Genomic DNA, 25,274 nt, shown 5'->3' with positions numbered 1-25,274 from the left:
CACACATGGCCAAGGAATCCATTTTCGGACGCATCTCCACGCTCGTCCGTGCGAACATCAACGCGCTCCTCGACCAGGCCGAGGACCCGCAGAAGATGATCGACCAGCTGGTCCGCGACTACACGAACAACATCGCCGATGCCGAGTCGGCGATCGCGGAGACGATCGGCAACCTGCGACTTCTCGAGCGCGACCACGAGGAAGACGTCCGCTCCGCCGGCGAATGGGGCAACAAGGCGCTCGCCGCGAGTCGCAAGGCCGATGAGCTTCGCAGCTCGGGCAGCACCGCCGACGCGGACAAGTTCGACAGCCTCGCCAAGATCGCGCTGCAGCGTCAGATCAGCTCCGAGCGCGAGGCTCGCGCGGCCGAGCCGCAGATCGCTTCGCAGACCGAGATCGTCGACAAGCTCAAGAGCGGCCTGAACGGCATGAAGGACAAGCTCGGCGAGCTCAAGACCAAGCGCAGCGAGCTGCTCGCTCGCGCGAAGGTCGCGGAGGCTCAGACGAAGGTTCAGGATGCGATCGGCTCGATCAACGTGCTCGACCCCACCAGCGAGCTCGGCCGCTTCGAGGACAAGATCCGTCGCCAGGAGGCGCTCGCCCAGGGCAAGGCCGAGATCGCCGCATCCTCGCTCGACGCCCAGTTCGAGAGCCTCGAGGACCTCGGCGAGCTCACCGAGGTCGAGGCGCGTCTCGCCGAGCTGAAGGCGGGCAAGCCGCAGGGCGCCATCGAAGCAGAGTGACGGGTGGGCGGATGCCGCAGCCCGGCATCCGCCTCTCCTCCTCAGAGCTGAACACATGACCCGATTCCTCATCGTCCCGCAGTGGCAGGGCTCGCCGTCCACGCGAGCCATGCTCTTGGTGGACGGCGCGAACGCGATCGCCGGCGACCTGCCGCGCAAGGACACCACGGTGCTGGACGTGCCCCTCGAAGCCGGCGAATCGCTCGGCACCGGTGTGCGCCGGCTCAGTGCGCTCCTGCGGGTGCGGGAGCTGATCGCCGAGCAGATGGCGACGGATGCCGCGGAGCAGACCGTCGTGATCGGGGGCGATTGCAGCATCACCGTCTTCGCGCTCTCCGCCCTCGACCTCGCGGACACGGCCGTGCTGTGGTGCGATGCGCACCCCGACCTCAACGACCCGTCCTCGTCGCCGTCCGGCGCGTTCTCCGGCATGGCGCTGCGGGCGGTGCTCGGTGAGGGCGAGCCTCAGCTGGCGCTCGCGCCCGCCGTGCCGCCCGAGCGCATCGTCCTGCTCGGCGCACGCAGCATCGACGAGAGCGAGGAGGATCCGCTGTCCGGCATCACCACCCTCACCGCCGAGGACGCGCAGGATCCGGATGCCGTCGCGGCAGCGGTCCGTGCCACTGGCGCGGCGCGGGTGTGGGTGCACATCGACGTCGACGTCATCGACCCGTCCGAGTTCGAGGGCGTCTCCGAAGCCGCACCGTTCGGCGTCGCCACCGGCGCGCTGGTGTCGGCGATCAAGCGGGTGCGAGCCGACATCCCCCTGGCGGGCGCCACCATCTCCGGATTCGCCCCGCGCAGCCCCGCGGACGCCGTACAGGACATGGGCGCCATCCTGCGACTGATCGGCGCTGTGGCGTGAGCGCCGACTGGCGCAGCGACGCCGACGGCATCCTCGAACGAGGACGACGCTTCGATCGGCGCATCCCCGCGTTCCTGCTGCGATCGCCGATCAGCCGTCTCGGATACTGGTGGGGAAGCGCGGTCGGCTGGGTGTGGGGCACGATCTGGAGCACGGGCCCCGTCGAACGGCGCAACGGACTCTGGGTGTTCCGGGGCCTGCCGCCGTGGTCGTACGGTCGGGGCGGCGTCTGCGTCGGCGGCTGCTACCTCACCGGCGACGTCGAGCCCTCCGAGGCGGTCCTCCGACACGAGGCGGTGCACAAGCAGCAGTGGCTCCGCTACGGCTTCCTGCTGCCGTTCCTCTACCTCTTCGCGGGCCGCGACGCGCTGCGCAACCGCTTCGAGATCGAAGCGGGCCTTGAGGACGGCGGCTACGTGCGCCGACCGTCGCGCCGCTGACGGCCTCCGCCGCCGTCCGGGTGCCTCAGTGGACGGGCAGGCCGTATCGAGCCGGTGCGTGAATGGCACTCGGAGCCACGCCATGACGCTCGGTGAGGTGATCGACGATGTCGGCCGTGCCGACGAAACCGCCCAGGAGCGTCACCTCGGTGCGCAGCGTGGCGGCGGAATCATCGCACAGCATCTCATCCGCCCACGCGGTCGCGGCGCGGGTGAGAACCTCACCGGTGGCGCGACGCGCACCACCACGGGTGCGGGCGAGCCAGGTGACGGTCATCCGAGGCGGAGCGGTGATCGCACCCACGTCGCAGACGTCCGGCACTTCGATGAAGACGCGGCCGACCGCGCACAGCGGAAGAGTGGCGAGGACCAGCTCCAGTTCGGCCAGCGAGTTCTCGTCAGCGGTGACGAGATGCTGCACCAGCGGCCGCCGAGACGCCCTGCGAGCCGCGCGTGCGCCGGCGGATGTCTGGTCGATGCTCATGATGGGTTCCATCGTAACACCGAAGGAAGGGTTGCCTTACCTTCCCCGCCGAAAGAAGAGCGTCACTCGATCAGGGTGCTGCGCAGTCCTTCGAGTTCGGCATCCGTCAGCCCGGCGCCCTGCAGGAAGGCCGCCGCCGAGCCATGCCGTTCATCGATGTCGGCCAGCAGCGCGGCCATCACGGGCGCGGGCGACTGCGTCGCGAGTTGGATCGCATTGCGGGCATCCGGCATGTGCTCGCGCAGGTAGCGCACGATCGCCGTGTTGCGCTCCCTCGGCAGCTGCGACTCGGTCAGCGCGTAGTCGGCGATCACCGCGTCGCGATCGGCTCCGATCGCGCTCAGCGCCAACGCGACCGTGACTCCCGTGCGATCCTTGCCGACCGTGCAGTGCACCAGAGTGGGCTCCCCCGCCGCGACCACGCGCACCGCCTCCACCAGGCGTGACGCGCTGTCGTCGACGAGATGCCGGTACATTCCGGCGAGGTCCATGTCCTCCTCGAAGAACGAACCCACGGATCCGAGGAACAGCGGAATGTGCGTGGTCGGCACGGAACGCAGTGCCGAGGGCTCGGCCCGCACTTCGGTGTCATCGCGCAGGTCCACCACCCGCCGCACCCGCTGGGCCAGCGCGGTCGCACCCTCGGGGGTGAGCCGAGCCAGCTGCCCCGACCGCAGCAGCGCACCGGAGCGGACGCGAGCGGAACCGACGGGAATGCCGCCGACATCTCTGAGGTTGCTCACGCCGGGGATGTCGATGATCGTCACCGTTCCAGCCTAGGTGGAGAACGCATCGAACCCCACCCGCAGGCGAGTGCAGAAAGCGCAGTGATATCCTTGGTTGTTGGCATTTTTATAGGGCAAGATCCCATGTTTCTTGGCGTACTGATCCGAGATTTCTCGTGAACCGCATCCGATAGCAGAATATGGCCGTGGCACAAGACACCAGCGAGTTCCGCTATCTGCCGGTCCAGGCCGAGAGGTTCGAGACCGCCGTCCCCCCGGCCCAGCGGATCGCGATGCGGCTCCCCGACGGTCGCTCGGTCAGCGCGCTGCGCTTCGGCGAGGACGCACCCGAGGTGACGCTGCTGCACGGCGCCGGACTCAACGCCCACACCTGGGACTCCGTCGCGCTGCTCCTGGGGCGCCCCGCACTGGTCATCGACCTGCCCGGACACGGCGACTCCTCCTGGCGCGAGGACCTGGACTACTCCCCGGCGGCGCTCGCAGCCGATGTCGCGGTCGCCCTCGAGCAGTGGACGCAGACGCCGCAGGTGCTGATCGGGCATTCCCTCGGGGGGCTCACCTCCGCGGTGATCGCAGCGCAGCATCCGCAGCTGGTGGCCGAATTGATCCTCGTCGACATCGTCCCCGGTCTCGACACCGACGCGGCACCAGCGGTGCTGCGCGATTTCTACCAGGTGACCGACTTCGGCTCCCGTGAGGAGGCCGCGGATCGCGCCGAGCGATTCGGCTTCGGCGGCGCCAGGGAGGACACCGAGCGCGGAGTGTTCTTCAACACCCGCGTCCGTGAGGACGGCCGCGTCGAGTGGAAGCACCACTTCGCGCAGATCATCGGGCACGCCTTCGACGCGCTGAACGCCGCGAACCGCGCCTCGCGCGCTGCGGACCTCTGGGCCGACCTGGTCGCCGTTCGCGCACCGGTCACGCTCGTCCGCGGCTCGCACGGCTTCCTGCAGGACGCCGACGTCGCGGAGTTCTCACGACGGGTGCCGACCGCCGCTGTCCTCACCGTCGATGCAGGTCACAACGTGCAGGAGACGGATCCTGCCCGCCTGGCCTCCCTCGCCTCCGAAGCACTGAACCGCACCTCCCGCCTCCCCCGCTGACCCGAGCGGGCCACACCCTCCGAGAGGACACTCCGTGTCTAGATCCCTCACTGCACGTCGATCTGTCCGTCTGGCGGCCATCGGTCTCCTCGCCGTCGGCGCACTCGCGCTGAGCGCCTGCGGCGGTTCGCCGGAACCCGTCTCGACGTCGTCCGGGAAGGCCGACCCCGACGCACACCTCGCCGTCGGCCTGGTGCTGGAGCCGACGAACCTCGACATCCGCCACACCAGCGGCGCCGCACTCGAGCAGATCCTCGTCGACAACATCTATGAGGGTCTGGTCACGCGCACGCAGGACAACAAGGTCGAGGAGCGGCTGGCCGCCTCGTACGAGATCTCCCCCGACGGCCTGACGTACACCTTCACGCTCAACGAGGGCATCACCTTCCACGACGGCAGCGCGCTCACCTCGGCCGACGTCGTCGCCTCGTACGAGACCGTGCGGACGGATGCCAGCGTGCAGGGCAACGCCGAGTTCGCGGGCGTCGCCGCCATCACCGCTCCAGATGCCCAGACCGTCCAGATCACGCTGACCAAGCCCGACCAGAACTTCCTGTTCAACCTCACCGGTCCCGCAGGCCTCGTCTTCAAGAGCGGCGACGCGACCGACATGAAGACCGCCGAGAACGGCACCGGGCCGTTCACCCTCGAGCGCTGGACCAAGGGCAACTCCATCACCTTCACCCGGTACGACGAGTACTGGGGAGAGAAGGCGCAGCTGGCCCAGGTCACCTTCCAGTACATCCCCGACTTCACCGCCGGCGTGAACGCGGCGCTCGACGGTTCGGTGGACGTGCTCACCGCCGTGGATCCGAATCTCGTGTCGCAGTTGAAGGACTCCGGCGACTTCACCGTCACCACCGGCCGCACCACCGACAAGGCCACACTCGCGTTCAACAACGCCAAGGCTCCGCTCGACGACGAGCGCGTCCGCAAGGCGCTCCGGCTCGCGATCGACCATGAGGCCCTTGTCGAGGCCGTCGGGGCCGGCGAGACGCTGTACGGACCGATCCCCTCGCTCGACCCCGGCTACGAGGACCTGTCGGACCTGGTCCCGTACGACCCCGACGAGGCGAAGAAGCTCCTCGAGGACGCCGGCCAGGAGAAGCTCGATCTGACTCTCACCATCCCGTCCTTCTACGGCACCACAGTCGCCCAGGTGCTCGTCTCGGACTTCGCGAAGGCCGGAGTCTCCCTCGAGGTCAACCGCGTGGAGTTCGCGACCTGGCTCGAGGACGTCTACACCAACCACGACTACGAGCTCAGCTTCGTGCTGCACGTCGAACCGCGCGACTTCGTCAACTGGGCGAACCCCGACTACTACTTCGGATACGACAACGCCGAGGTGCAGGACCTGTACGCGCGGTCCCAGGCCGAGTTGCACCCCGACAAGGCGGCAGAGCTGCTGAAGCAGGCCGCACGCATCGTGTCGGAGGACAATGCGGCCGACTGGCTGTACAACGGAGCGACGCTGACGGCGCTCGGGCCCGGAGTGTCCGGGTTCCCGAAGGACTCGATCAACTCCCGCATCGACCTCGCAGGCGTCACCAAGTCCGCCGACTGACGCATGCTCCGGTACGCGCTCACACGAGGAGTCCTGCTGATCGCAGGGCTCCTCGTGTCGAGCGTGATCATCTTCCTCACCCTGCGCGTGTTTCCCGGCGACGTCGCGCAGCTGATCGCGGGCACGCAGGCCAGCCCGGAGACGGTGGCGGCGCTGCGAGAGTCCCTCGGGCTGGACGAGCCGCTGACCGCGCAGTACGCCGCGTGGATCGGGGGCATCCTGCAGGGCGATCTCGGCACATCGCAGCTCAGCGGCGCGTCCGTCGGGGCGGAGCTGGTCGAGAAGGCTCGCGTGACCGTCCCGCTGGGCATCATGGCCCTCACGATCGCCCTGCTGATCGCGGTGCCCTTCGGCATCCTGTCGGCTGTTCTGCGCGGACGCGCCGGCGGCACCTCGGTGAACGTGGCCGCGCAGGCCGTGGCGGCCGTGCCGGTGATCTGGGCAGGCATGATGCTCGTGGTCGTGTTCGCCCTCTGGCTGCGATGGCTGCCCGCCCAGGGTTTTCCGCGCACAGGGTGGACCACGCCCTTGGCGGCATTCGAGGCCCTGCTGCTGCCCGCGCTCACCATCGGAATCGTCGAGGGCGCCATGCTCCTGCGCTTCGTCCGCAGCGCCACACTGCAGGCTGCCGGGCAGGACTTCGTCCGCACCGCCGCGGCCAAGGGCCTGACGCGGCGTCAGGCCCTCATCCGCCACGGCATCCCCGCTGTCGGGCTGTCCATCGTGACCGTCCTCGGCCTGCAGGTGGCCGGCATCATCGTCGGCTCGGTGGTCATCGAGCAGCTCTTCACGCTCCCCGGCATCGGACGGATGCTGGTCGCCGACGTCGGCACACGGGACCTGGTGAAGGTTCAGAGCGAGCTGCTGGTGCTCACCGGGTTCGTGCTGCTGATCGGATTCCTCGTCGACCTCGTGCACCACGCCGTCGACCCACGACAGCGTGCGGAGGTGGAATGATGCCTCGGTGGCTGCGTTCGCTGATCTCCTCCCGCACGGGCCTGTTCGGCATCGTGATGGTGGTGCTGATCGCTCTCACCGCGCTCGTCTCCCTGTTCTGGACACCGTTCGATCCGATGCTCTCCGACATCCGCGGACGCTGGACGGCCCCCGGCTGGCCTCACCTCCTCGGCACCGACGGCACCGGCCGTGACATCCTCAGTCTCGTGATGGCAGGGGCTCGGACGACCGTCTTCGTCGCCCTCGGAGCCGGCGTGGTCGCGACCCTGGTGGGCATCGCACTGGCCGCGCTCGGCGCACTGACGGCGAGATGGCTGCGGGAGACGGTGGCCGTGCTCGTCGACATCCTGATCGCCTTCCCCGTTCTGATGATCGCCATGATGATCTCGGCGGTGTGGGGCGGGTCCCTGTGGGTCGTCGTGTTCTCGGTGGGGATCGGCTTCGGAGTGAGCATCGCCCGTGTCACGCGTCCGGAGCTGCGGCGCGTGCAGCGCAGCGACTTCGTGGTCGCCGGGCGGGCGAGCGGGCTGACGACGCGTCAGAACCTCCTGCGCCACCTGCTGCCGAACGTGGCACCGGTGTTCATCGTGCAGCTGTCCTGGTCGATGGCGGTCGCCGTGCTCGCCGAAGCCGGCCTGTCCTACCTCGGGTTCGGGGCGACACTCACCGAGGCCTCGTGGGGCACCCTGCTCGCCGATCTGCAGCGCTACATCGGAGTGCATCCGCTGACGGTGGTCTGGCCGGGTCTGGCGATCACCCTCACCGTGCTGGGCCTGAATCTGCTCGGCGATGCGCTGCGCGAGGCCACCGACCCCACGCTGGCGCGCCACGGCGCGCAGGAGCACCCGGGCCTGGCGGCAGAGGGCACGGTGGTCGCATGAGTCTCGATGTGCAGGACCTGGGCGTCGAGATCGACGGCACCCGTGTGATCGACGGCGTCTCCTTCTCGGTGCAGGACGGTCAGCGCTTCGGCCTGATCGGCGAATCCGGTTCGGGTAAATCCCTGACGGCACTCGCCGTGCTCGGACTGCTGCCCGACGGCGCGCGGGCGACCGGCAGCATCCGCTGGCACGGAACCGAACTGATCGGCATGCCCGATCGCGAGCTGGCGAAGCTGCGCGGCGATGACATCGGCATGGTCTTCCAGGAGCCGCGCACCGCCCTGAACCCGATCCGCACCGTGGGCAGGCAGATCGCGGAGTCGATCCGCATCCACGAGGGCATCGGACGGAGGGAGGCGCGCAGACGAGCCGTCGTCGAGGCCGCGCGCGTGAATCTTCCCGATCCGGAATCGATCGTCGACCGGTATCCGCACCAGCTCTCCGGCGGTCAGCGCCAGCGCGTCGCGATCGCGATGGCGCTCGCCTGCCGGCCCAAACTGCTGATCGCCGATGAGCCGACCACAGCCCTGGACGTCACCATCCAGGCCGAGATCCTGAAACTCCTGCTCTCGCTCGTGGAGGAGCACGGCATGTCGCTGGTGTTCATCACCCACGACCTTGCGGTCCTGTCGCAGATCGCCACCCACGCGGCGGTGCTCGAGCACGGGCGCGACGTCGAGCAGGCGCCGGTGCCGACCCTGCTCAGCGCCCCTTCCTCTCCCGTCACGCAGGCGCTGCTCCGCGATGCGACCGCCACGCTGTGGCGCCCGCAGACCGACGGCGAGGAAGGCACGGAATGAGCCTCATCGTCGCGGAGAACCTCAGCCGCACCTTCCCCCTGCCCCAACGGACCCTGTTCGACCGCCGTCGCACCAGCACCGCGCTGCAGCCCACCGATCTGACCATCGAGGCCGGCGAGTCCGTCGGTCTCATCGGCGAGTCGGGTTCGGGCAAGTCCACCCTGGTCCGCCTGCTGCTGGGCCTGGACCGCCCGACGACCGGCAGCGTGATCGTGGACGGCAGGGAGGTGGACGCGACGGCATCCGCCCGGTCGCTGCACTGGCTGCGCCGTCAGACCGGACTCGTCTTCCAGGATCCCTACGCGTCACTGGACCCGCGCATGACCGCGGGACAGATCATCGCCGAACCCCTCTGGGCGCTCGACATCCCCGGCGACCGCCGTGCGCGCGTGCGCGAGGTCCTCCGGCAGGTGGGCCTGGACCCGACCATGGCCGATCGGCATCCCCACGAGTTCTCCGGCGGGCAGCGCCAGCGCGTGGCGCTGGCCCGCGCGATCGCCCACCGGCCGCGGATCCTCGTCGGCGACGAGCCGCTCTCCGCCCTCGATGTCACCGTGCGCGCGCAGATCCTGGACCTGCTGCGGCAGCTGAAGCAGGACGAGGGGCTCACCCTCATCCTGGTCTCGCACGACATCGGCGTGGTGCAGAGCCTCGCCGACACGGTCGCGGTGATGAAGGACGGTGTGATCGTCGAACGCGGCACGACGGATGCGGTGCTGCGGCGCCCCGCCGAGGACTACACCAGGGCACTGCTCGCGGCGATCCCCGTGATCACGCCTCCGGCCGTCTGAGTGGTTCGGTCCCGGAGCCTGTCGAAGGTCCGGGGCCTGTCGAAGCCAGACTCTTCTGCAGGAAGTACACGCCCTGCGACTCGCCGAACTTCTCCCCCACCTCGGTGAGCCGGCCCACGTCCACGAACCCCGCCTTGCGGTGCAGGGCGATGGAGGCGTCGGCGCCACGATCCGCGATCACCGCGATCACCTGGCGCAGTCCCGCGCGGCGGCACGCGTCGAGGAACTCGGCGAGCAGCGCCCATCCGATCCCTCGGCCTGCTGCCGACGGTGCGAGATAGACCGAGTTCTCGATCGTGAAGCGGTACGCCGACTTGGGCGACCAGGGCTGGCCGAGGGCGTAGCCCAGCAGCTCTCCGGCATCCGTCTCGGCGACGAGGAACGGGATCCCTGCAGCCGAGACCTTCGCCTTCTTCTGCGCCCAGTCGTCCTCCGTCGACTCGATCTCGTCGTAGGTCACCGTCGAGGTCCGTACGTAGTGGTTGTAGATGTCGCGGATGCCGGTCAGATCACTGTTCGCCACCGGGCGCACGCGCAGCGCGCTCATTCCTCGCCCTCCACGCGCCAGTCGACGGCCGGCGCGCCCATCGATTCCAGCAGCGCGTTCGTGCGCGAGAACGGGCGCGACCCGAAGAACCCGCGCCGGGCCGACAGCGGCGACGGATGGGCCGACTCGATCACAGGCGTGCTGCCGAGCAGTGGCTTCAGCCCTCGGGCATCGGCACCCCACAGGATCGCCACCAGTGGTCGTCGCCTCGCCACCAGCGTGCGGATCGCCAGCTCGGTCACCTGTTCCCACCCCCAGCCGCGGTGCGAGCCCGGCATGCCGGGGCGCACAGTGAGCACCCTGTTCAGGAGCAGGACGCCCTGGTCGCTCCACGCGGTGAGCTCGCCATGCGGGGCCGGCGGGATGCCCAGATCCTCCTGACGCTCGCGGTAGATGTTGCCCAGGCTGCGCGGCAGCGGGCGCACCTCACGGTCGACGGCGAAGGACAACCCGATGGCATGACCCGGCGTCGGATACGGATCCTGGCCGGTGATGAGCACCCGGACGTCCTCCAGCGGACGCTGGAAGGCGCGCAGCACGTTCGGACCTGCGGGCAGATAGCCGTCGCCGGCGGCCTGCTGCTCACGCAGCCGATCGCCGATCGCGGCGATGAGCGGCTGCACCGGTTCGAGTGCGGCAGCCCACCCCGGATCGAGCTCTCCCGCATCGGCGAGCTGGGCGAGGGTCTGCGCCGGCATCAGTCCACGTCGGTGCGCACGTGCAGCGGTCCGCGCGCGAGCAGATGCTGCGCGGACTGGGCGACGGGACGCATCGTGACGAGATCGAGGTTGACGCGGCGCGGCGCGTTGAGCGCGTACGCGATGACGTCGGCGACATCCTCGGCCAGCAGCGGCTCCTCGACACCGGCGTACGCGGCCTCAGCCGCGACCCGGTCGCCGCCGAGGCGATTCAACGTGAACTCCTCGGTGTGCACCATCCCGGGCGCGACCTCGACGACGCGGATCGGCTCCCCGTTCAACTCCTGCCGCAGCACCTTGACGAGCATCGACTCCGCGGCCTTCGCGGCGTTGTAGCCGGCACCGCCCGGGTAGGCGATCTGCGCAGCGGTGGAGGTGACGAAGACCGTATCGGCGTGACCAGTCTGCGCGGCGCCCTCGCGCAGCAGAGGCAGGAGACCCGAGACGAGCCGCTGCGTCGAGAGCACGTTCGCGTCGTACATCCACTGCCAGTCCTCGACGGAGCCGCCCTCGACGCTGTCCGTGCCCCTGGCGCCGCCGGCGACCTGAACGAGCGCGTGCAGCGGTCCTGTCCGCTGGAGCTCCTCGGCCAGGGCCGCGACGGCATCCGCATCCGTCAGATCGCATGCGATCGCCGATGACCCGGTCCCTTCGGCGAGGGCCTCCAACCGGTCCGCGCGTCTCGCGACGCCGACGACATCCCAGCCCTGGGCGCGCAACGCGCGCACAGTCGCCTCCCCGATACCGGTACTGGCTCCGGTCACCACGGCACGTCTGTTCACCATGCGTCCACCGTACGGCTTTTTCCGCATCCTGCTGTGATCCGGTGGCGTCCTGTCGCGATCCGCGAGTGTTACGTAACATTTCCCACCGGTTGTCCCGCCTGCAGCCCTTCCGTACTGTCGCAGGCAGGGCAGATGCCCTCCACCCGACTTACATGCCCCTGGGAGAGTTGCGATGACCGCAGAAGACTGGCGTTTCGAGACCAAGCAGATCCACTCCGGTGCCGCTCCGGACCCGGTCACCGGCTCTCGTGCCACGCCCATCTACCAGACGACCTCGTACGTGTTCCGCGACACCGAGCACGCCGCCAATCTCTTCTCCCTCGCGGAGTCGGGCAACATCTACACGCGCATCCAGAACCCGACGCAGGATGTCGTCGAGCAGCGCCTCGCCGCGCTCGAGGGCGGCACGGCGGCGCTCGTGGTCGCATCGGGCATGTCGGCCGCGACGCTGTCGATCCTCAACATCGCCGGCGCCGGTGACCATGTCGTCGCCTCCTCCGCCATCTACGGCGGAACGTACAACCTGCTGCGCTACACCCTGGCCAAGCTCGGCATCGAGACCACCTTCGTCGAGGACCAGGACGACCCGCAAGCCTGGCGCGACGCCGTCCGGCCGAACACCAAGCTCTTCTTCGCCGAGACGATCGGCAACCCGAAGATCAACGTCCTCGACATCCAGACCGTCGCGGACATCGCCCACGAGAACAGCGTGCCGCTGATCGTCGACAACACGATCTCCACCCCGTACCTCGTTCGTCCGTTCGAGTTCGGCGCCGACATCGTCATCCACGCCGCGACGAAGTTCCTCGGCGGACACGGCACCGTCATCGCCGGCGCCATCGTCGACGGCGGTACCTTCCCCTGGTCGGAGCACGCGGACAAGTTCCCCGGTCTCACCGAGCCGGACCCGTCGTACCACGGCGTCAGCTACTCGGGAGTGCTGGGCGACAGCATCGCGTACATCATCAAGGCCCGCGTGCAGCTGCTGCGCGACACCGGCCCCGCGATCGCCCCGGCCAGCGCCTGGCAGCTCATCCAGGGCATCGAGACCCTGTCGCTGCGCATCGAGCGTCACGTGCAGAACACGCAGGAGATCGCCGAGTGGCTCGAGAACCACGATGACGTCGCCTCGGTCAGCTACGCGGGTCTGCCCTCGTCGCCCTGGTACGCCCTGGCCAACAAGTACGCGCCGAAGGGCGTCGGCGCCGTGCTGTCGTTCGAGCTCAAGGGCGGCGTCGACGTCGGTCGCGCGTTCGTCGACAACCTGAAGCTGTTCAGCCACCTCGCCAACATCGGCGACGTGCGCTCGCTGGTGATCCACCCGGCCTCCACCACGCACTCGCAGCTCAGCCCCGAGGAGCAGCTGTCCAGCGGCGTCACCCCGGGCCTGGTCCGTCTGTCCGTGGGCCTCGAGAACGTCGAGGACCTCAAGGCCGACCTCGAGCAGGCGCTGGTCGCCGCTCGCGCCGTCGCCGAGGCCGCACGGGTCTGAACCCGTCCTCGCTGACCATGATGCCCCGGACCGTGCGGTCCGGGGCATCATGCGTTCTGAGGCTCGCTCCGCCGCGCGGCGGATTCCGGCAGGCGCCTCCCGCCCCCATGGCGGGAGCCAGATGTCGGTCATGGCGTCTGAGAACAGGCATCCGGCTCCTCGCCACCCCTGTGTGAGGTCTCCGGGCCGAGCTCACACCCGTGGCCGAGCGCGCATCCCGGAGGCGAGGCGGGCGCGACGCGCGTGACGAAGGTGCGTGAGGAAAGCGTCGGGATCGTCGAGGTCCGCCTGCGTGAGGCGGATCACGATCCATCCCCGCCGCTCGAGCTCACGCTGTCGGCGGATGTCCCGGCGCCATTGCTCCCGGTCCGATCGATGACCGTCCCCGTCGTACTCGATGGCGATCTTCAGCTCGGGGTACGCGAGATCCACACGGGCGACCAATCGCGCACCGTCGAAGACCTCCCACTGCACGACGGGCTCCGGCAGTCCGCCGGCCCTGATCATCAGACGCGTCTCGGACTCCTTCGGCGATTCCACCCCTCGTCGCGCGAGCCCCAGCGCCGTGCGCACCGTGGCGCAGCCGGGAAACCGCCCCCACTCCGCGAGCCGACGCTGTACCTCCTCCGGAGTCGCCAGGGGACGCACGGCAAGCATCCCGGGGTAGTTGTCCGCGTCGGTGAGCAGCGCATCGAACGCGGTCACCATCTGGATGAGGGTGAGATCGGCCGCACTCGACAGCACCGCGGCGATCGGATCGACGACCGCCGCACCTCCGAAGATCAGCCGCCGCGTCCGATGAGGAGCTAGCCGGCGCCCTTTCACACCCGCTCCGCGCGGTGGCGCCGCATCCGGCGCCACGCAGACGTGCAGCGGCTCTGCCCCGGTCCACACGTCGGGATGCGGCAATCCCCACAGGCGCATCGCCGTTCGTCCGACGAACATCTGACCGGGGAGCATGATGGTGCGGTAGCTGTCGACGAGGTCTCTGAAGGTCGACGGAGGGCGTCTGGCACGGGTGCCGTGGAAGGGACGGGCGAGGGTTCATCCGGTGGCGAGGAGCCGAATGTCGTTCACCGGGACCCCAGAATCGACATTCGGCTTCCCGCGCGCCCGACCCGGCGCTCCCCGCCCGCTCGACCCGGCGCGCCGGCGCACCCGACCCGGCGCGCCCGCACAGTCGACCCGGCGCGCTCGTGCCGCGTAACCTTCCGACCCCGGACGCGGGCGCAGGCGACAATGGGAGCATGGACTGGCAGACGACCTCTGAGGACACGGTGCCGTCGGCGCCCGTGACCGAAGCCGATGAGCGTCTGCTGCGTGCGCGGCCCCCCGCCACGGGCGCCTGGCGCGACGGCGACCCCGCCGGTGACCGCCGGTTCACGTTCCTCGGCGATTTCCGCACCGAGAACGGTGACCACCTGCCCGTCACCCGGCTGGCCTGGGAATCATGGGGCGAGTTGAACCAGGCCCGCGACAATGCCGTGCTCATCCTGCACGCCCTCACCGGGGACAGCCACGTGCGCGGCCCCGCCGGTGCCGGGCATCCCACCGCAGGATGGTGGGAGCAGATCGTCGGTCCCGGCGCCGCGATCGACACCGATCGCTGGTTCGTGATCGCCCCCAACATGCTGGGCGGATGCCAGGGCTCGACCGGCCCCGCGAGCATCGCCCCCGACGGCCGTGAATGGGCTTCCCGGTTCCCGTACCTGACCATCAGGGACCAGGTCGCCGCCCAGATCCGTCTGGCCGATGTGCTCGGCATCCGGCGGTGGGCGGCGGTGATCGGCGGATCGATGGGCGGGATGCACGCCTTGGAGTGGGCCGTCATGGAACCCGAGCGGGTCGAGCGGCTGGGTGTACTGTCCTCTCCACCCGTGACCACGGCCGACCAGCTGGCGCTGAACTTCGTGCAGTTGGAGACGGTGCGGATGGACCCGCGGTTCGCCGGCGGCGAGTACTACGACGCCGCGCTCGGCGAAGGCCCGCACCGTGGGCTCGCGCTGGCCAGGCGCATGGCGCTGTTGAACTATCGCAGCCCTATCGAGCTCAACCAGCGGTTCCAGCGCTCCTGGCAGTCCGGCGTCTCTCCCCTCGGTCGGGGCGGCCGATTCGCGGTGGAGTCGTATCTGGACTTCCACGGCAACAAGTTCACACGACGCTTCGACGCGAACAGCTACATCACCGTCGTCGAGGCCATGAACTCGCATGACGTCGGCCGCGATCGCGGGGGCGTCGAGGAGGCCCTGCACGCGATCACCGCCAAGACACTCGTGCTCGGCACCGACAGCGACCGGCTGTTCCCCGTCGACGGCCAGCAGCGCATCGCCCGCAGCGTGCCGAATCTCATCGACGACGAGGCGATCGTTCTGACCAGCGACTTCGGTCACGACGGGTTCCTCATCGAGACGGATCCGGTCGGAGCGCACCTGGAGCGACTGCTGAGCGCGTGAGACGTCGCAGCGTCAGCCGCGCTCGTAGGTCCAGGGCAGCGATCCCATCCGCAGCCGGTGTCGCGCGCCGACGGCCCCGGGCTCGTCGGGATACTGCTCATCGCCCGACCACAGTGCGAGCCTGCCCTCCGCACTCTCGCTGATCCGCGTGTCGAACCGCGCCGGAGCCGCGATCGCGTCGAGCGCCGTGAAGGCATCGTCGACCGTCCGGTGCAGGAGCAGCCCGTGCAGCGTGACCCAGGTCGGCGGGAAGAGCACGATCTCGCCGGCCGCATGCCGCGTGAAGACCTGATCGACCGTGAGCCAGGCGGCCTCCTCGATCTCGCCGGGATTGATGCGCACCTCCTCTCCGCGATCGCGGGCGAGGAAGAACCAGGTGCGGAACCTCACCGGAGTCTCGGATGGCGGACTCCAGCAGGACAGCACCGCGAGGTCACGGATGCGGATGCCGGCCTCCTCGTGCGTCTCGCGAACAGCGGCGCTGCGCGCAGCATCCTCCTCGGTGGCCGCGTCGGCACGGTCGGCGGCGTCGACACGACCGCCCGGGAACACCCACGCACCGGGGAACGATCCGGACTCCGGCCGGCGCAGCAGCAGCGCCTCCGGACCCTCCCGACCGTCCCGCAGGACGACAGCGGTTCCGGCGATGCGCACGGACGCCTCATCGACCACGATCGGCTCCGTCGTCGATCGCGGCCTCGAGACGCTCGATCTTCGCATCCAGCTCCCCGCTGTAACCGGGGCGGATGTCCGCCTTCAGCACCAGCGACACGCGGGATCCGAACGGCAGGACGGCTTCTGTGGCGCGCTTGACCACGTCCATCACGGTGTCCCAGTCCGGCCCCTCGATCTCGGTGAACATGCTGGTGGTGCGGTGCGCGAGACCGGACTCGCGCACGACGCGCACGGCTGCGGCGACGGCGTCGTGCACCGAGTCTCCTTCACGGCCGGTGCCGGACGGGGCTACTGAGAATGCGACGAGCATGATTCCTCCTGGGTCGGTGTCGGGTCGGTGTTGGGTGTCGGTGAGGTAGTCGGTGAGCTGGGTCGGTAGCTGGGCCGGTGAAGGCGGTCAGCGCACGGTCCGGGAAGAGCGTGAGGACACGGACGCCCGTGGGGTGCGCATCACGGCGCGTGTCGAGTGGATGAGCAGGACGACGAGAAGCAGGTTGCGCACGGTGACGATCAGCACTGCGGCGGGCTCGGCACGCAGCAGAGCGTCGTAGGCGAGCGGATAGATCGCGAAGGTCAGCGCGCACAGTACGAGCACCAGCGCGGCGGCCGACCGCGCACGGGGCCGGTCGAACACGACCCAGAGAATCACCGGCGGGAGGAGCCAGGTCGTGAACTGCGGCGAGCCGACCTTGTTCGTGACGATCAGCGCGACGACCAGGGCGAGGGCGAGCGGCGGCACCAGTCGCTGCCAGGCGGTGCCGCTGCGCGCCCGCGCGACGCCCACCATCACGATCGCGACGACGGCCACTGCCATGACGCCGGTGAGCGCCCAGGACACCGCGTCCGCGCCGGGTGCGACGATCTGGAAGGTGAGGATCTCGAAGCTGTACTCGATCCGGGCGCCGCCGACGACCGCCAGCCAGAGGAACGGCGTCGCCGCGACCGCCTCGATCTGGAGCCCGCGCCCGGCCTGCGTGGTGAGGAAGCCGAACACGTGCTCCCCGGCACCCAGCAGCACCAGCGCCGCGATGAGCGCCGCGCTGACGGATGCCGCGGTGAGGACGGTCTGCCAGGAGCGCCGTCCCGCGGCGATCGTCGCGAGGACGAGGGCGCCCGGCCAGATCTTGACCCACGCTCCGACGGTCAGCAGTGCGGCGCCGACCCGAGGGCGCTGCGCCAGCCACAGACCGCCCGCGATCGCGATCGGCACCGTGATCGCATCGATGCGGTACAGCGCGATGGGTCCCAGCAGCAGCAGCGCCCCGGTCCAGAACCAGGCCGCGTGGCGTCGGCGTCGGGTCCGGCCACGGCCGACGAGCAGGGCGAACGCGAGCAGATCGGATGCGGTGACCAGCACCGCCCAGCCGATCAGATAGGCGCCCGCGCTGCCGAACGCCGCCGTGAACGGCGCCGCGAGCAGCTGCGCCAGCAGCATCGGAACCAGGGCGAGCTGCGGGTAGACCCAGTCCTCGGTGATTCCCACGACCGCGTCGCCGGCGAGCGCGGCGGAGGACCACGGCTGGTAGACCAGCACCACGTCGCCCATCGGCTGGCCGGGCAGCACCCAGCCGAGCCAGGCGACGAGCCCATGGGCTGCGAGGAACGCTGCCCACAGGGCGGCGGAGCGGGTCCTGTTGCGTGTCATCCGAGCAGCGCCGCCATCACGCGATCAGTCCGCCGATGGCGGCGGACAGCGCCTCGGCGACGTCGAGAGCGACGATCGGATGCCCGACCGCCCCGTCCACCGCTCCGGATGCCCGTGCGCCGGCGAACCCGTGCAGCCAGACGGCCGAGGCCGCGGTCTCGTGATGCGGCCTGTCGGGGTTGGCCGCCAGCAGTGCGGCGATCACAGCGGCGAGCACGTCACCCGTGCCCGCCGTCGACAGCCAGGCCGGCCCGTTCGAGACCGCGATCGGCTGCGATCCCGGGGCGGCGACGATCGTCCGTGCGCCCTTGCGCACCACCACCTGTCCGAGCGCGTCGGCGGTCTCGACCACCTCCGCGGCACGCTGCTCCGCCGACGCGTCCTCCGGCGTCGCCGCCAGCCCCAGACGCGCGCGCAGGCGGGCGAGCTCACCGGCGTGCGGTGTCAGGACGAGCGGGGCGCGGGCGCCAGGGGCGAGGTCCAGCGCACCCGCGTCCACCACCACCGGCGTCTCGCCGTGCAGGATCTCGCGCAGCGCCGCGAGCTCGTCGTCGTCGCGGTGCACGGCATCCGTTCCCGAGCCCACCACCCAGGCGTCCACGCGCGTGCGTCCGACGTCGGCGCCGGCGACGGTCTCCGGGCGCCGGGCGAGCACCGCATCCGCCGCCCCGCCCACGTAGCGCACATAGCCGGCCCCGGAACGCCAGGCGGCCTCGACTCCGAGCACTGCCGCCCCCGGATATGCGCGCGACCCCGTGCGCAGTGCGACCACCCCGCGCGTGTACTTGTCGTCATCCGTGGTCGGCACACGCAGGAACGCGACGGTGTCTGCCCTCGTCCACTCGCGGATCATGTGTCCACGCTAGCGCTCCGGACAGCATCCGCAGGCGGTAGCGTCGAGGGGTGAGTCAGCTCTTCTCCCCCCTCTCCCTGCGTGATCGCACCTTCCGCAACCGTCTCTGGGTCTCCCCGATGTGCATGTACAGCGCCGTGGACGGAGTGCCGCAGAACTGGCATCGCACCCACCTGGCGCAGTTCGCCTCCGGTGGTGCCGGTCTGATCATGGCCGAAGCGACCGCGGTGGTGCCGGAGGGGCGCATCTCGCCGCGTGACACGGGCCTGTGGTCCGATGAACAGCGCGTCGTCTGGGCGCAGATCGTCGCCGACGTGCACGAGCGCGGCGGCCTGATCGGCGTGCAGCTCGCGCACGCCGGTCGCAAGGCCTCCACCTGGTGGCCCTGGGCGGAGCAGCGCGGCTCCGTCCCTGTCGACGACGGGGGCTGGCCGACACTGGCGCCCTCCGCCATCGCGTTCGAGGGATACGCCGAGCCGAGCGCTCTGGACGCGGCGGGCATCGAGCGGGTGGTGACGGGATTCGCGGATGCCGCACGCCGCGCCGTCGACGCCGGCTTCGATGTGCTCGAGGTGCACGGCGCGCACGGCTACCTGCTGCATCAGTTCCTCTCGCCGCTCTCGAACACCCGGGACGACGAGTATGGCGGGGCGCTCGAGAACCGCGCCCGGCTGCTGCTGCGCGCTCTGGATGCCGTCCGCTCGGTCGCCGGCGACTCCCTGCCGGTGTTCGTGCGGCTGTCCGCCACCGACTACGCCGAGGGCGGCTTCACACCCGAAGAGGCCGCCGTGGTGGGACGGTGGGCGATGGAGCGCGGGGCAGACCTGATCGATGTCTCCAGTGGTGGCATCATCGCCCATCCGATCATCGACTACCGGCCCGGCTATCAGGTTCCCTTCGCGGCGACCGTGCGGGACGCGGGTCGCGTTCCCACCGCAGCCGTCGGGCTGATCACCTCGGGCCCGCAGGCGGAGGAGATCCTCGCCTCCGGCGCTGCGGATGCCGTCTTCGCCGGACGCGAATGGCTGCGCGACCCGCACTTCGCACTGCGGGCCGCGCAGGAGCTGGGCGCGCAGGTCGACTGGCCGCCGCAGTACCTGCGTGCCCGCTGAGCGGCTGAGCGGCGGACCGCCCCGGTGCGGCGCACGCCGCGGCGCTCCACCGCCGCGACGTGCATCAGCCGCCGCGACGTGCATCCGTCGCCGCCGAACGGCGCTGCCCTCAGCGGCCGCGGCTGCGTCGCGTGGCGTCCTGCACCTCGCCGACGAGCTCCTCCAGGATGTCCTCGAGGAAGAGCACCGCCGTCGTCTCGCCGCGCATGTCACGCACCTTCGCCAGGTGACGGCCACCGCGTCTCATCGCCGCGAGGGCGTCCTCCAGGTCGGTGTCCTCCTGGACGGGGATCATGTGATGGATGCGCTTGGACGGCAGCGGAGCGCCGGTCCTGGCATCCGCCTCCTCCCCCTCGAAGGAGCGCAGCACGTCCTTGAGGTGCACGTAGCCGATCGGCGCGCTCTCGTCGTCCACGATCACGTAGCGCGAGAATCCGTACCGCGCGACGGACTTCTCGACGTCGTCCGGCGTCGCCGTGGCAGGGAGGGTGATGAGCTCCGCCAGGGGTACGGCGACATCGCGGGCCTTCTTGTCGGTGAACTCGACGGCCGCCGCCACCGCACCGGAGGTGTCGGTGAGCACTCCCTCGCGACGCGACCGATCCACGATGGTCGCGACCTCCTCGATGGTGAACGTCGAAGCCGCCTCGGTCTTCGGCTCCACGCCGAACAGGCGCAGGACCCCATTGGCGGAGCCGTTGAGGGCCCAGATGACATGACGGAACACGCGCGACACCCACACCAGCGGCGGCGCGAGGACGAGCACGGCGCGATCGGGAATCGAGAACGCGAGGTTCTTCGGCACCATCTCGCCGAACACCACGTGCAGGAACGACACCAGCGCCAGCGTGATGACGAACGCGGCGACCGAGATCACGGCAGGGTCCCAGCCGACCGCGTGCATGGGGATCTCCAGCAGATGGTGGATGGCCGGCTCGGACACGTTGAGGATCAGCAGCGAGCAGATCGTGATGCCCAGCTGCGAGGTCGCCAGCATCAGAGTGGCATGCTCCATGGCGTAGAGCGCGGTCTTCGCCGCACGCGATCCGCGCTCGGCGAGCGGCTCGATCTGCGAGCGCCGTGCGGAGATCACGGCGAACTCTCCGCCGACGAAGAACGCGTTCGCCAGCAGCAGCACGACCAGCCAGACCAGTCCGCCCCAGTCGCTCATCGGGTGACCTCCTGGTCGTGATCGGTGCCGTCGCCCGGCACCGAGGGGTCGGCTGTGTAGCGGATGCGATCGACGCGGCGACCGTCCATCCGGATGACCGCAAGCGTGCCGCCCGGAATCCGCACCTCGTCGCCGAGCACGGGAACGCGTTCGAGCAGGCTCATCACATACCCGCCGACCGTGTCGTACACCTCGCCCTCCGGGACGTCGAGGCCGGTGCGCGCCAGCAGCTCGTCCGGGCGCAGCTCCCCCGGGAACGTGATGATGTCGCCGCGGCGGACGATGCCCGCTCGCGAGCGGTCGTGCTCGTCGAACACCTCGCCGACGATCTCCTCGATGAGGTCCTCGAGGGTGACGATGCCGGCGGTGCCGCCGTACTCGTCGATGACGATCGCCATCTGGTAGCCCCGTGACCGCAGCTCCGCGACCAGCACGTCCAGGTGCATGGTCTCGGGCACACGCAGCGGCTCGGTGCTCAGCGCGCCGACAGGAACCTCCATGCGCTTCTCGCGCGGCACCGAGACGGCCGCCTTGACATGCACGACGCCGGTGATGTCGTCCAGGTCGTCGTCGTAGACCGGGAACCGGCTGTGGCCGGTGCTGCGCGCCAGGCGGATGACGTCGTCGGCGGAGTCGCCCACGGAGATCGCATGCATGCTCGGGCGCGGTGTCATGATGTCGTCCGCCGTCAACCGGGCGAACGTGAGACTGCGGTCGAGCAGCGTGGCGGTGTCTTTCTCCAGCACACCCTGGCTGGCAGAGCGGCGCACCAGCGAGGAGAGCTCCTCGGCGCTGCGTGCGCCGCTGAGCTCCTCCTTCGGTTCGATGCCCATGCCGCGCAGCACCGCGTTCGCGCTGCCGTTGAGCACCACGATCGCGGGTTTGAACACCATCGTGAAGGCCGTCTGGAACGGGATGACGAGCTTGGCCGTGGCCAGCGGCAGCGCGAGGGCGAAGTTCTTCGGCACGAGCTCGCCGATGATCATCGACAGGATCGTCGCGACCAGCATCGCGACCGTCACGGACACGGGGGTCGCGGCAGCCTCGGGGATCCCCCACACCTCCAGCAGCGGCTCGAGGAGCTTGGAGATCGCGGGCTCCATCGTGTAACCGGTGAGCAGCGTGGTGAGCGTGATGCCCAGCTGCGCCGAGGAGAGATGGGTCGAGGTGATCTTCAGCGCCCGGATGGTGAGCACCAGCCTCGGCTCCCCGCGCGCCTGGCGCGCTTCCAGCTCTGCACGGTCGAGATTGACGAGCGCGAACTCACTGGCGACGAACAGGCCCGTCCCCACGATGAGAAGAAGCCCCACGCCCAGCAGCACGAATTCCATCAGCTGACATCCTCGCGTTCAGCGAGAGAGGGACGGTGGGGCGATGTACTGCAAGAGGGAGGGTCGTCCATGGTGCCGACGATCTTACCGAATCGGACTATGAGGCGCCGATCGCGTCCGCGAACGGCGAACACGCGCTCGCCCCCTTGTCGCGCTGTCGAATTCTGCGCGCGCTGCGCGAATATGCGGCGCTCCAGCAGAGAGCAGCAGCGCGAACGATCGGCGATGTCGAGAGCAGCAGCGCGTGCGGAGAACAGCAGCGCGTGGCACTGCGCGCCGGAACCGGGAACGCCGGGGCTCACCACCGCAGCCCGCGGCGAGGACGCGGCAGTCTCGACGGCACGCCTGCACCGGTGAGGATGTCGTAGAGCAGCGCGGGTTTCCGGTGCGCATCCGTGCGCCACCGCGACAGACCCGTCACGACCCTGCGCAGCTCGTCCTCGCGGTCCTTCTCCTCCAGAACGGCCTGCTGCGGGGTGCGTCCCGCGAGGATCTCGGGATCGAAGTACTTGCCGGTGCCGTCGAATTCACCGACGTGGTCGAATTCCTCGAAGTAGAAGTCCGTGCGCACCCGACGACCGCTGGGAAGTCGGAAAGCCTTCTGCAGCGTCGGTGCGGGAAACCCCAGCACGTCCAGCAGAACGCGTGCTTCGGACTCCCTGACGAAGTCGGCCTGCGACGTAGCGAAATCGAGTGCTGCCCGTACTCTCGCGAGACCGCGACGGTTCTGGAGATCGAGCGTCTGCGTCAACTCGGATGCCGATGCCAGCGCGCCTCCTCCGCGACGCGCCCACAGCGTCTGGTCCACCGCGACGACCCCGTCTCGGAACCCGGAGTCGGCTGCGATGTCGATCGCGGTCTGCGCAGGAGGCGTCACCAGGTGTCCGCGCCACTCGACCACGTCGACGCCGTCGAATCCGAGGGCACGTCGGGAGACGGCACCCGAGGACCGGCCGCCCGACGCCCGCCCGATCCTGATCTCCACCCTGTCCGGCCAGGCTCCGATCCTGTCGATGTCCCAGATCGCCGCCGCCGCCGCGCCCATGAAGACCTGAGGAGAACGCGATCGGTCGGCCACTTCCAGCACCTTCACCAGGTGCCTGCGGATGGGCGACAGCTCCTCCCAGTCAGCGCTGAGGGCATAGCTTCCGGCGACGATGCGATGGACGCCTCCGTGCGCGACGAGCGCCTTCAGACGTCGGTCCGACAGTCCCACGCCGTTCGGGTCGGACCGCCGCCTCACGATGATCGGATGCTCTGTGCGCGCCGGCATGCCGAGAACCCTGGCACGGCGCGCACGTCGCCGGTCTCGGCATCCGCGTGATCTGTGGATATCTCGCTCGCACGGCGCGATGTGCAGGACGATGCGCGACGACGCGCCCCGGCGACGCGCTGCTCTTTCCTGCTCGCGCGGCGCATATCTGCGCAGCGCGAGCGGAATTCGACAGCGCGACCGGATGAGCACATCGGGAACAGCAGCGCGAGCGGAATTCGACAGCGCGAGCCGGGAGCGGAGCCGGGAGCGGCGGCGGGAGCGGCGGCGGGAGCGGATGCGGATGCGCGAGCGGCGCTGCGAGCGAATGCTGCGAGGCACTACCAGCTGACGGGCAGCGCCTTGCCCTCCTCATATCCGGACGCCGACTGCACGCCGACCAGCGCGCGCTCGTGGAACTGCGCGACCGTCGCCGCCCCGGCGTACGTGAACGACGAGCGCACGCCCGAAGTGATCATGTCGAGCAGGTCCTCCAGCCCCGGACGGAGGGGATCGAGGTAGATCATCGACGACGAGATGCCCTCGGCGAACAGCTCCTTGCGCGCCAGCTCGTACGGGTCGAGTCTCTCGAAGCGCGCCTGCACCGCCTTGGTGGAGGCCATGCCCCAGGACTCCTTGTACGCACGCCCTCTCTCATCGTGCAGCAGTTCGCCCGGCGACTCGATGGTGCCGGCGAACCACGAGCCGACCATGACGGATGCTGCTCCGGCGGCGAGCGCGAGGGCGACATCACGCGGATAGCGCACGCCGCCGTCGGCCCAGACGTGGGCTCCGAGCGAACGAGCGGCCTCCGCCGTCTCGAGCACGGCCGAGAACTGCGGACGCCCGACGGCGGTCATCATCCGGGTGGTGCACATCGCGCCCGGTCCGACCCCCACCTTCAGGATGCTCGCGCCGGCTCGCACGAGATCGAGCGCGCCGTCGGCGGTGACGATGTTGCCTGCCGCGATCGGCAGGCCGAGGTCGAGCTGTGCGACGATCTCGAGCGCGCGCAGCATCCCCTCCTGGTGGCCGTGCGCGGTGTCCAGGACGAGCACATCCACGCCGGCGGATGCCAGCGCGCGCGCCTTTCCGGCGACGTCGCCGTTGATTCCGATGGCCGCCGCCACCGCCAGCCTTCCGGACCTGTCGACGGCGGGGCGGTACAGGCTCGAACGCAGCGCCGAGCGCGGGGTGAGCGTGCCGATGACCCGCCCCCGCTCCAGCACGAGCACGATCTCGGCCTCCGCGGCCGCCATGGTGTCGAACGCCTCCCTGCCCTCTCCGATCTCGTCCGCGGCGACCGCCACCGCCTCGGCGTGCACGAGGTCGCCGAGAAGGGCATCGGTCAGCGCCGTCGCCAGCCGAGGCGCGGGGAGGATGCCGAGCACATCCTCGCGCTCCAGCGGCGCCTGTCCGCTGCGATCGGCGACGACGATGCCGTGGCCGGCCGTGGCGGGGAGCAGCCGGAGGGCGTCGGCGACGGTCGCTCGCGGCGAGAGCACGAGCGGGGTGTCCCACCGCACGGGCTGGGTCTTGACCCACCGGATCGCGTCGTCGAGCGACTGCAGCGGCAGATCCTGCGGAAGCACACCGAGTCCGCCGCGCCGGGCGAGGGTGGCCGCGAGACGCGGTCCGGTGACGGAGTTCATGTTCGACGCGACCAGGGGAAGGGTCGCCGGCGTGCCGTCACCCGGCGCGAGGTCGACCTGCAGCCGACTCGTCACACCGGAGTGACGAGGCACCAGGAACACATCCGAGTAGGTCAGATCCACTGCAGGTCGCTCGCCGGAGAACTTCATATCGCCAAGCTACCCCGGGGAGCCTTCGGAAACAGCCTGACCGCAGAGCATTCCGCCAGGTGAATGGCGTTAGGCTTGATGACT

At 69.8% G+C, this 25,274-nt stretch carries 26 protein-coding genes; 12 read left to right on the top strand and 14 right to left on the bottom strand.

What is annotated here, in order from left to right; translation table 11 throughout:
- Nucleotides 1-5: 5 nt before the first annotated feature.
- From ACFQY2_RS14345 to ACFQY2_RS14335, 3 genes are read left to right on the top strand one after another with little or no spacing between them, the layout of a single operon-like run.
- Nucleotides 6-743 carry a PspA/IM30 family protein gene (locus ACFQY2_RS14345; protein ID WP_378746585.1) on the top strand — a complete coding sequence of 246 codons (738 nt, stop codon included), beginning with the start codon at nucleotides 6-8 and terminating at the stop codon, nucleotides 741-743.
- Nucleotides 744-798: 55 nt separating this feature from the next.
- Complete coding sequence (locus ACFQY2_RS14340) at nucleotides 799-1,608, top strand: arginase family protein (protein ID WP_378746583.1); 810 nt, start codon at nucleotides 799-801, stop codon at nucleotides 1,606-1,608.
- Nucleotides 1,605-2,048, top strand: a complete 444-nt coding sequence (locus tag ACFQY2_RS14335; protein WP_378746582.1) for a Fe-S oxidoreductase — start codon at nucleotides 1,605-1,607, stop codon at nucleotides 2,046-2,048. Before ACFQY2_RS14340 ends, ACFQY2_RS14335 begins: the two co-directional genes overlap by 4 nt.
- A gap of 25 nt (nucleotides 2,049-2,073) precedes the next feature.
- Here ACFQY2_RS14335 and ACFQY2_RS14330 read toward each other — a convergent pair whose 3' ends face one another.
- On the bottom strand, nucleotides 2,074-2,532 hold the full coding sequence (locus ACFQY2_RS14330) for an SIP domain-containing protein (RefSeq protein WP_378746581.1): 459 nt from the start codon (nucleotides 2,530-2,532) through the stop codon (nucleotides 2,074-2,076).
- Nucleotides 2,533-2,594: 62 nt separating this feature from the next.
- The gene (locus ACFQY2_RS14325; RefSeq protein WP_378746580.1) at nucleotides 2,595-3,299 is read right to left on the bottom strand and encodes a tyrosine-protein phosphatase; all 705 of its coding nucleotides are present in this window, start codon (nucleotides 3,297-3,299) and stop codon (nucleotides 2,595-2,597) included.
- Nucleotides 3,300-3,457: 158 nt separating this feature from the next.
- Here ACFQY2_RS14325 and ACFQY2_RS14320 point away from each other — a divergent pair, with 158 nt between their 5' ends.
- The 6 genes from ACFQY2_RS14320 to ACFQY2_RS14295 are packed head-to-tail and all read left to right on the top strand — an operon-like array spanning nucleotide 3,458 to nucleotide 9,374.
- Nucleotides 3,458-4,381, top strand: coding sequence for an alpha/beta fold hydrolase (locus tag ACFQY2_RS14320; RefSeq protein ID WP_378746579.1), 924 nt, complete (start codon nucleotides 3,458-3,460; stop codon nucleotides 4,379-4,381).
- Nucleotides 4,382-4,415: 34 nt separating this feature from the next.
- The gene (locus tag ACFQY2_RS14315; protein ID WP_378746578.1) at nucleotides 4,416-5,945 is read left to right on the top strand and encodes an ABC transporter substrate-binding protein; all 1,530 of its coding nucleotides are present in this window, start codon (nucleotides 4,416-4,418) and stop codon (nucleotides 5,943-5,945) included.
- A 3-nt stretch (nucleotides 5,946-5,948) separates the two neighbouring features.
- Entirely contained in the window at nucleotides 5,949-6,902 is a 954-nt protein-coding gene (locus tag ACFQY2_RS14310) for an ABC transporter permease (RefSeq protein WP_378746577.1), read from the top strand.
- A complete protein-coding gene (locus ACFQY2_RS14305) occupies nucleotides 6,899-7,783 on the top strand; it encodes an ABC transporter permease (protein WP_378746575.1) in 885 nt (294 codons plus the stop codon). The genes ACFQY2_RS14310 and ACFQY2_RS14305 overlap by 4 nt, the downstream gene beginning before the upstream one ends.
- Nucleotides 7,780-8,583, top strand: coding sequence for an ATP-binding cassette domain-containing protein (locus tag ACFQY2_RS14300; protein ID WP_378746574.1), 804 nt, complete (start codon nucleotides 7,780-7,782; stop codon nucleotides 8,581-8,583). The genes ACFQY2_RS14305 and ACFQY2_RS14300 overlap by 4 nt, the downstream gene beginning before the upstream one ends.
- Nucleotides 8,580-9,374, top strand: coding sequence for an ABC transporter ATP-binding protein (locus tag ACFQY2_RS14295; protein ID WP_378746573.1), 795 nt, complete (start codon nucleotides 8,580-8,582; stop codon nucleotides 9,372-9,374). Before ACFQY2_RS14300 ends, ACFQY2_RS14295 begins: the two co-directional genes overlap by 4 nt.
- Here ACFQY2_RS14295 and ACFQY2_RS14290 read toward each other — a convergent pair.
- Genes ACFQY2_RS14290 through ACFQY2_RS14280 form a run of 3 tightly spaced genes read right to left on the bottom strand, consistent with a single transcriptional unit; the run spans nucleotide 9,355 to nucleotide 11,404 of the window.
- A complete protein-coding gene (locus ACFQY2_RS14290; RefSeq protein ID WP_378746571.1) occupies nucleotides 9,355-9,921 on the bottom strand; it encodes a GNAT family N-acetyltransferase in 567 nt (188 codons plus the stop codon). The genes ACFQY2_RS14295 and ACFQY2_RS14290 overlap by 20 nt on opposite strands.
- On the bottom strand, nucleotides 9,918-10,619 hold the full coding sequence (locus ACFQY2_RS14285; protein ID WP_378746570.1) for a uracil-DNA glycosylase: 702 nt from the start codon (nucleotides 10,617-10,619) through the stop codon (nucleotides 9,918-9,920). The genes ACFQY2_RS14290 and ACFQY2_RS14285 overlap by 4 nt, the downstream gene beginning before the upstream one ends.
- Nucleotides 10,619-11,404 (bottom strand): SDR family oxidoreductase, encoded by a 786-nt coding sequence (locus tag ACFQY2_RS14280; RefSeq protein ID WP_378746568.1) that lies wholly within the window; start codon nucleotides 11,402-11,404, stop codon nucleotides 10,619-10,621. Before ACFQY2_RS14280 ends, ACFQY2_RS14285 begins: the two co-directional genes overlap by 1 nt.
- Nucleotides 11,405-11,576: 172 nt before the next feature.
- On the opposite strand from ACFQY2_RS14280, the gene ACFQY2_RS14275 reads away from it, so the two are divergent.
- Nucleotides 11,577-12,896, top strand: a complete 1,320-nt coding sequence (locus ACFQY2_RS14275; protein WP_378746567.1) for a bifunctional o-acetylhomoserine/o-acetylserine sulfhydrylase — start codon at nucleotides 11,577-11,579, stop codon at nucleotides 12,894-12,896.
- A 192-nt stretch (nucleotides 12,897-13,088) separates the two neighbouring features.
- On the opposite strand, the gene ACFQY2_RS14270 is transcribed toward ACFQY2_RS14275, so the two are convergent.
- Nucleotides 13,089-13,841, bottom strand: coding sequence for an endonuclease domain-containing protein (locus ACFQY2_RS14270; protein ID WP_378746566.1), 753 nt, complete (start codon nucleotides 13,839-13,841; stop codon nucleotides 13,089-13,091).
- Nucleotides 13,842-14,143: 302 nt separating this feature from the next.
- On the opposite strand from ACFQY2_RS14270, the gene ACFQY2_RS14265 reads away from it, so the two are divergent.
- Nucleotides 14,144-15,349 (top strand): homoserine O-acetyltransferase, encoded by a 1,206-nt coding sequence (locus ACFQY2_RS14265; RefSeq protein WP_378746565.1) that lies wholly within the window; start codon nucleotides 14,144-14,146, stop codon nucleotides 15,347-15,349.
- Nucleotides 15,350-15,361: 12 nt separating this feature from the next.
- Here ACFQY2_RS14265 and ACFQY2_RS14260 read toward each other — a convergent pair whose 3' ends face one another.
- The 4 genes from ACFQY2_RS14260 to ACFQY2_RS14245 form a co-directional block, all read right to left on the bottom strand.
- The gene (locus ACFQY2_RS14260; RefSeq protein ID WP_378746564.1) at nucleotides 15,362-16,021 is read right to left on the bottom strand and encodes an NUDIX domain-containing protein; all 660 of its coding nucleotides are present in this window, start codon (nucleotides 16,019-16,021) and stop codon (nucleotides 15,362-15,364) included.
- Entirely contained in the window at nucleotides 16,011-16,334 is a 324-nt protein-coding gene (locus ACFQY2_RS14255; protein WP_378746563.1) for an MTH1187 family thiamine-binding protein, read from the bottom strand. Before ACFQY2_RS14255 ends, ACFQY2_RS14260 begins: the two co-directional genes overlap by 11 nt.
- 87 nt (nucleotides 16,335-16,421) lie before the next feature.
- A complete protein-coding gene (locus tag ACFQY2_RS14250; protein WP_378746562.1) occupies nucleotides 16,422-17,669 on the bottom strand; it encodes a hypothetical protein in 1,248 nt (415 codons plus the stop codon).
- Between the two features lie 16 nt (nucleotides 17,670-17,685).
- Nucleotides 17,686-18,522 (bottom strand): NAD(P)H-hydrate dehydratase, encoded by an 837-nt coding sequence (locus tag ACFQY2_RS14245; RefSeq protein WP_378746561.1) that lies wholly within the window; start codon nucleotides 18,520-18,522, stop codon nucleotides 17,686-17,688.
- A 50-nt stretch (nucleotides 18,523-18,572) separates the two neighbouring features.
- Here ACFQY2_RS14245 and ACFQY2_RS14240 point away from each other — a divergent pair, with 50 nt between their 5' ends.
- Nucleotides 18,573-19,634 (top strand): NADH:flavin oxidoreductase/NADH oxidase, encoded by a 1,062-nt coding sequence (locus ACFQY2_RS14240; protein ID WP_378746560.1) that lies wholly within the window; start codon nucleotides 18,573-18,575, stop codon nucleotides 19,632-19,634.
- Between the two features lie 109 nt (nucleotides 19,635-19,743).
- On the opposite strand, the gene ACFQY2_RS14235 is transcribed toward ACFQY2_RS14240, so the two are convergent.
- The 4 genes from ACFQY2_RS14235 to ACFQY2_RS14220 all read right to left on the bottom strand — a co-directional run bounded on the left by ACFQY2_RS14235 (nucleotide 19,744) and on the right by ACFQY2_RS14220 (nucleotide 25,190).
- Nucleotides 19,744-20,805 (bottom strand): hemolysin family protein, encoded by a 1,062-nt coding sequence (locus ACFQY2_RS14235; RefSeq protein ID WP_378746559.1) that lies wholly within the window; start codon nucleotides 20,803-20,805, stop codon nucleotides 19,744-19,746.
- A complete protein-coding gene (locus ACFQY2_RS14230; protein WP_378746558.1) occupies nucleotides 20,802-22,136 on the bottom strand; it encodes a hemolysin family protein in 1,335 nt (444 codons plus the stop codon). Before ACFQY2_RS14230 ends, ACFQY2_RS14235 begins: the two co-directional genes overlap by 4 nt.
- A 298-nt stretch (nucleotides 22,137-22,434) precedes the next feature.
- On the bottom strand, nucleotides 22,435-23,409 hold the full coding sequence (locus ACFQY2_RS14225; RefSeq protein WP_378746557.1) for a hypothetical protein: 975 nt from the start codon (nucleotides 23,407-23,409) through the stop codon (nucleotides 22,435-22,437).
- A 320-nt stretch (nucleotides 23,410-23,729) separates the two neighbouring features.
- Nucleotides 23,730-25,190, bottom strand: coding sequence for a GuaB1 family IMP dehydrogenase-related protein (locus ACFQY2_RS14220; protein WP_378746556.1), 1,461 nt, complete (start codon nucleotides 25,188-25,190; stop codon nucleotides 23,730-23,732).
- Nucleotides 25,191-25,274: the final 84 nt, after the last annotated feature.

The sequence above is a fragment of the Microbacterium sp. GCM10027623 genome, from assembly GCF_042666935.1.
Classification (GTDB): domain Bacteria; phylum Actinomycetota; class Actinomycetes; order Actinomycetales; family Microbacteriaceae; genus Microbacterium.
This window is presented reverse-complemented; position numbering and strand designations above follow the sequence as displayed.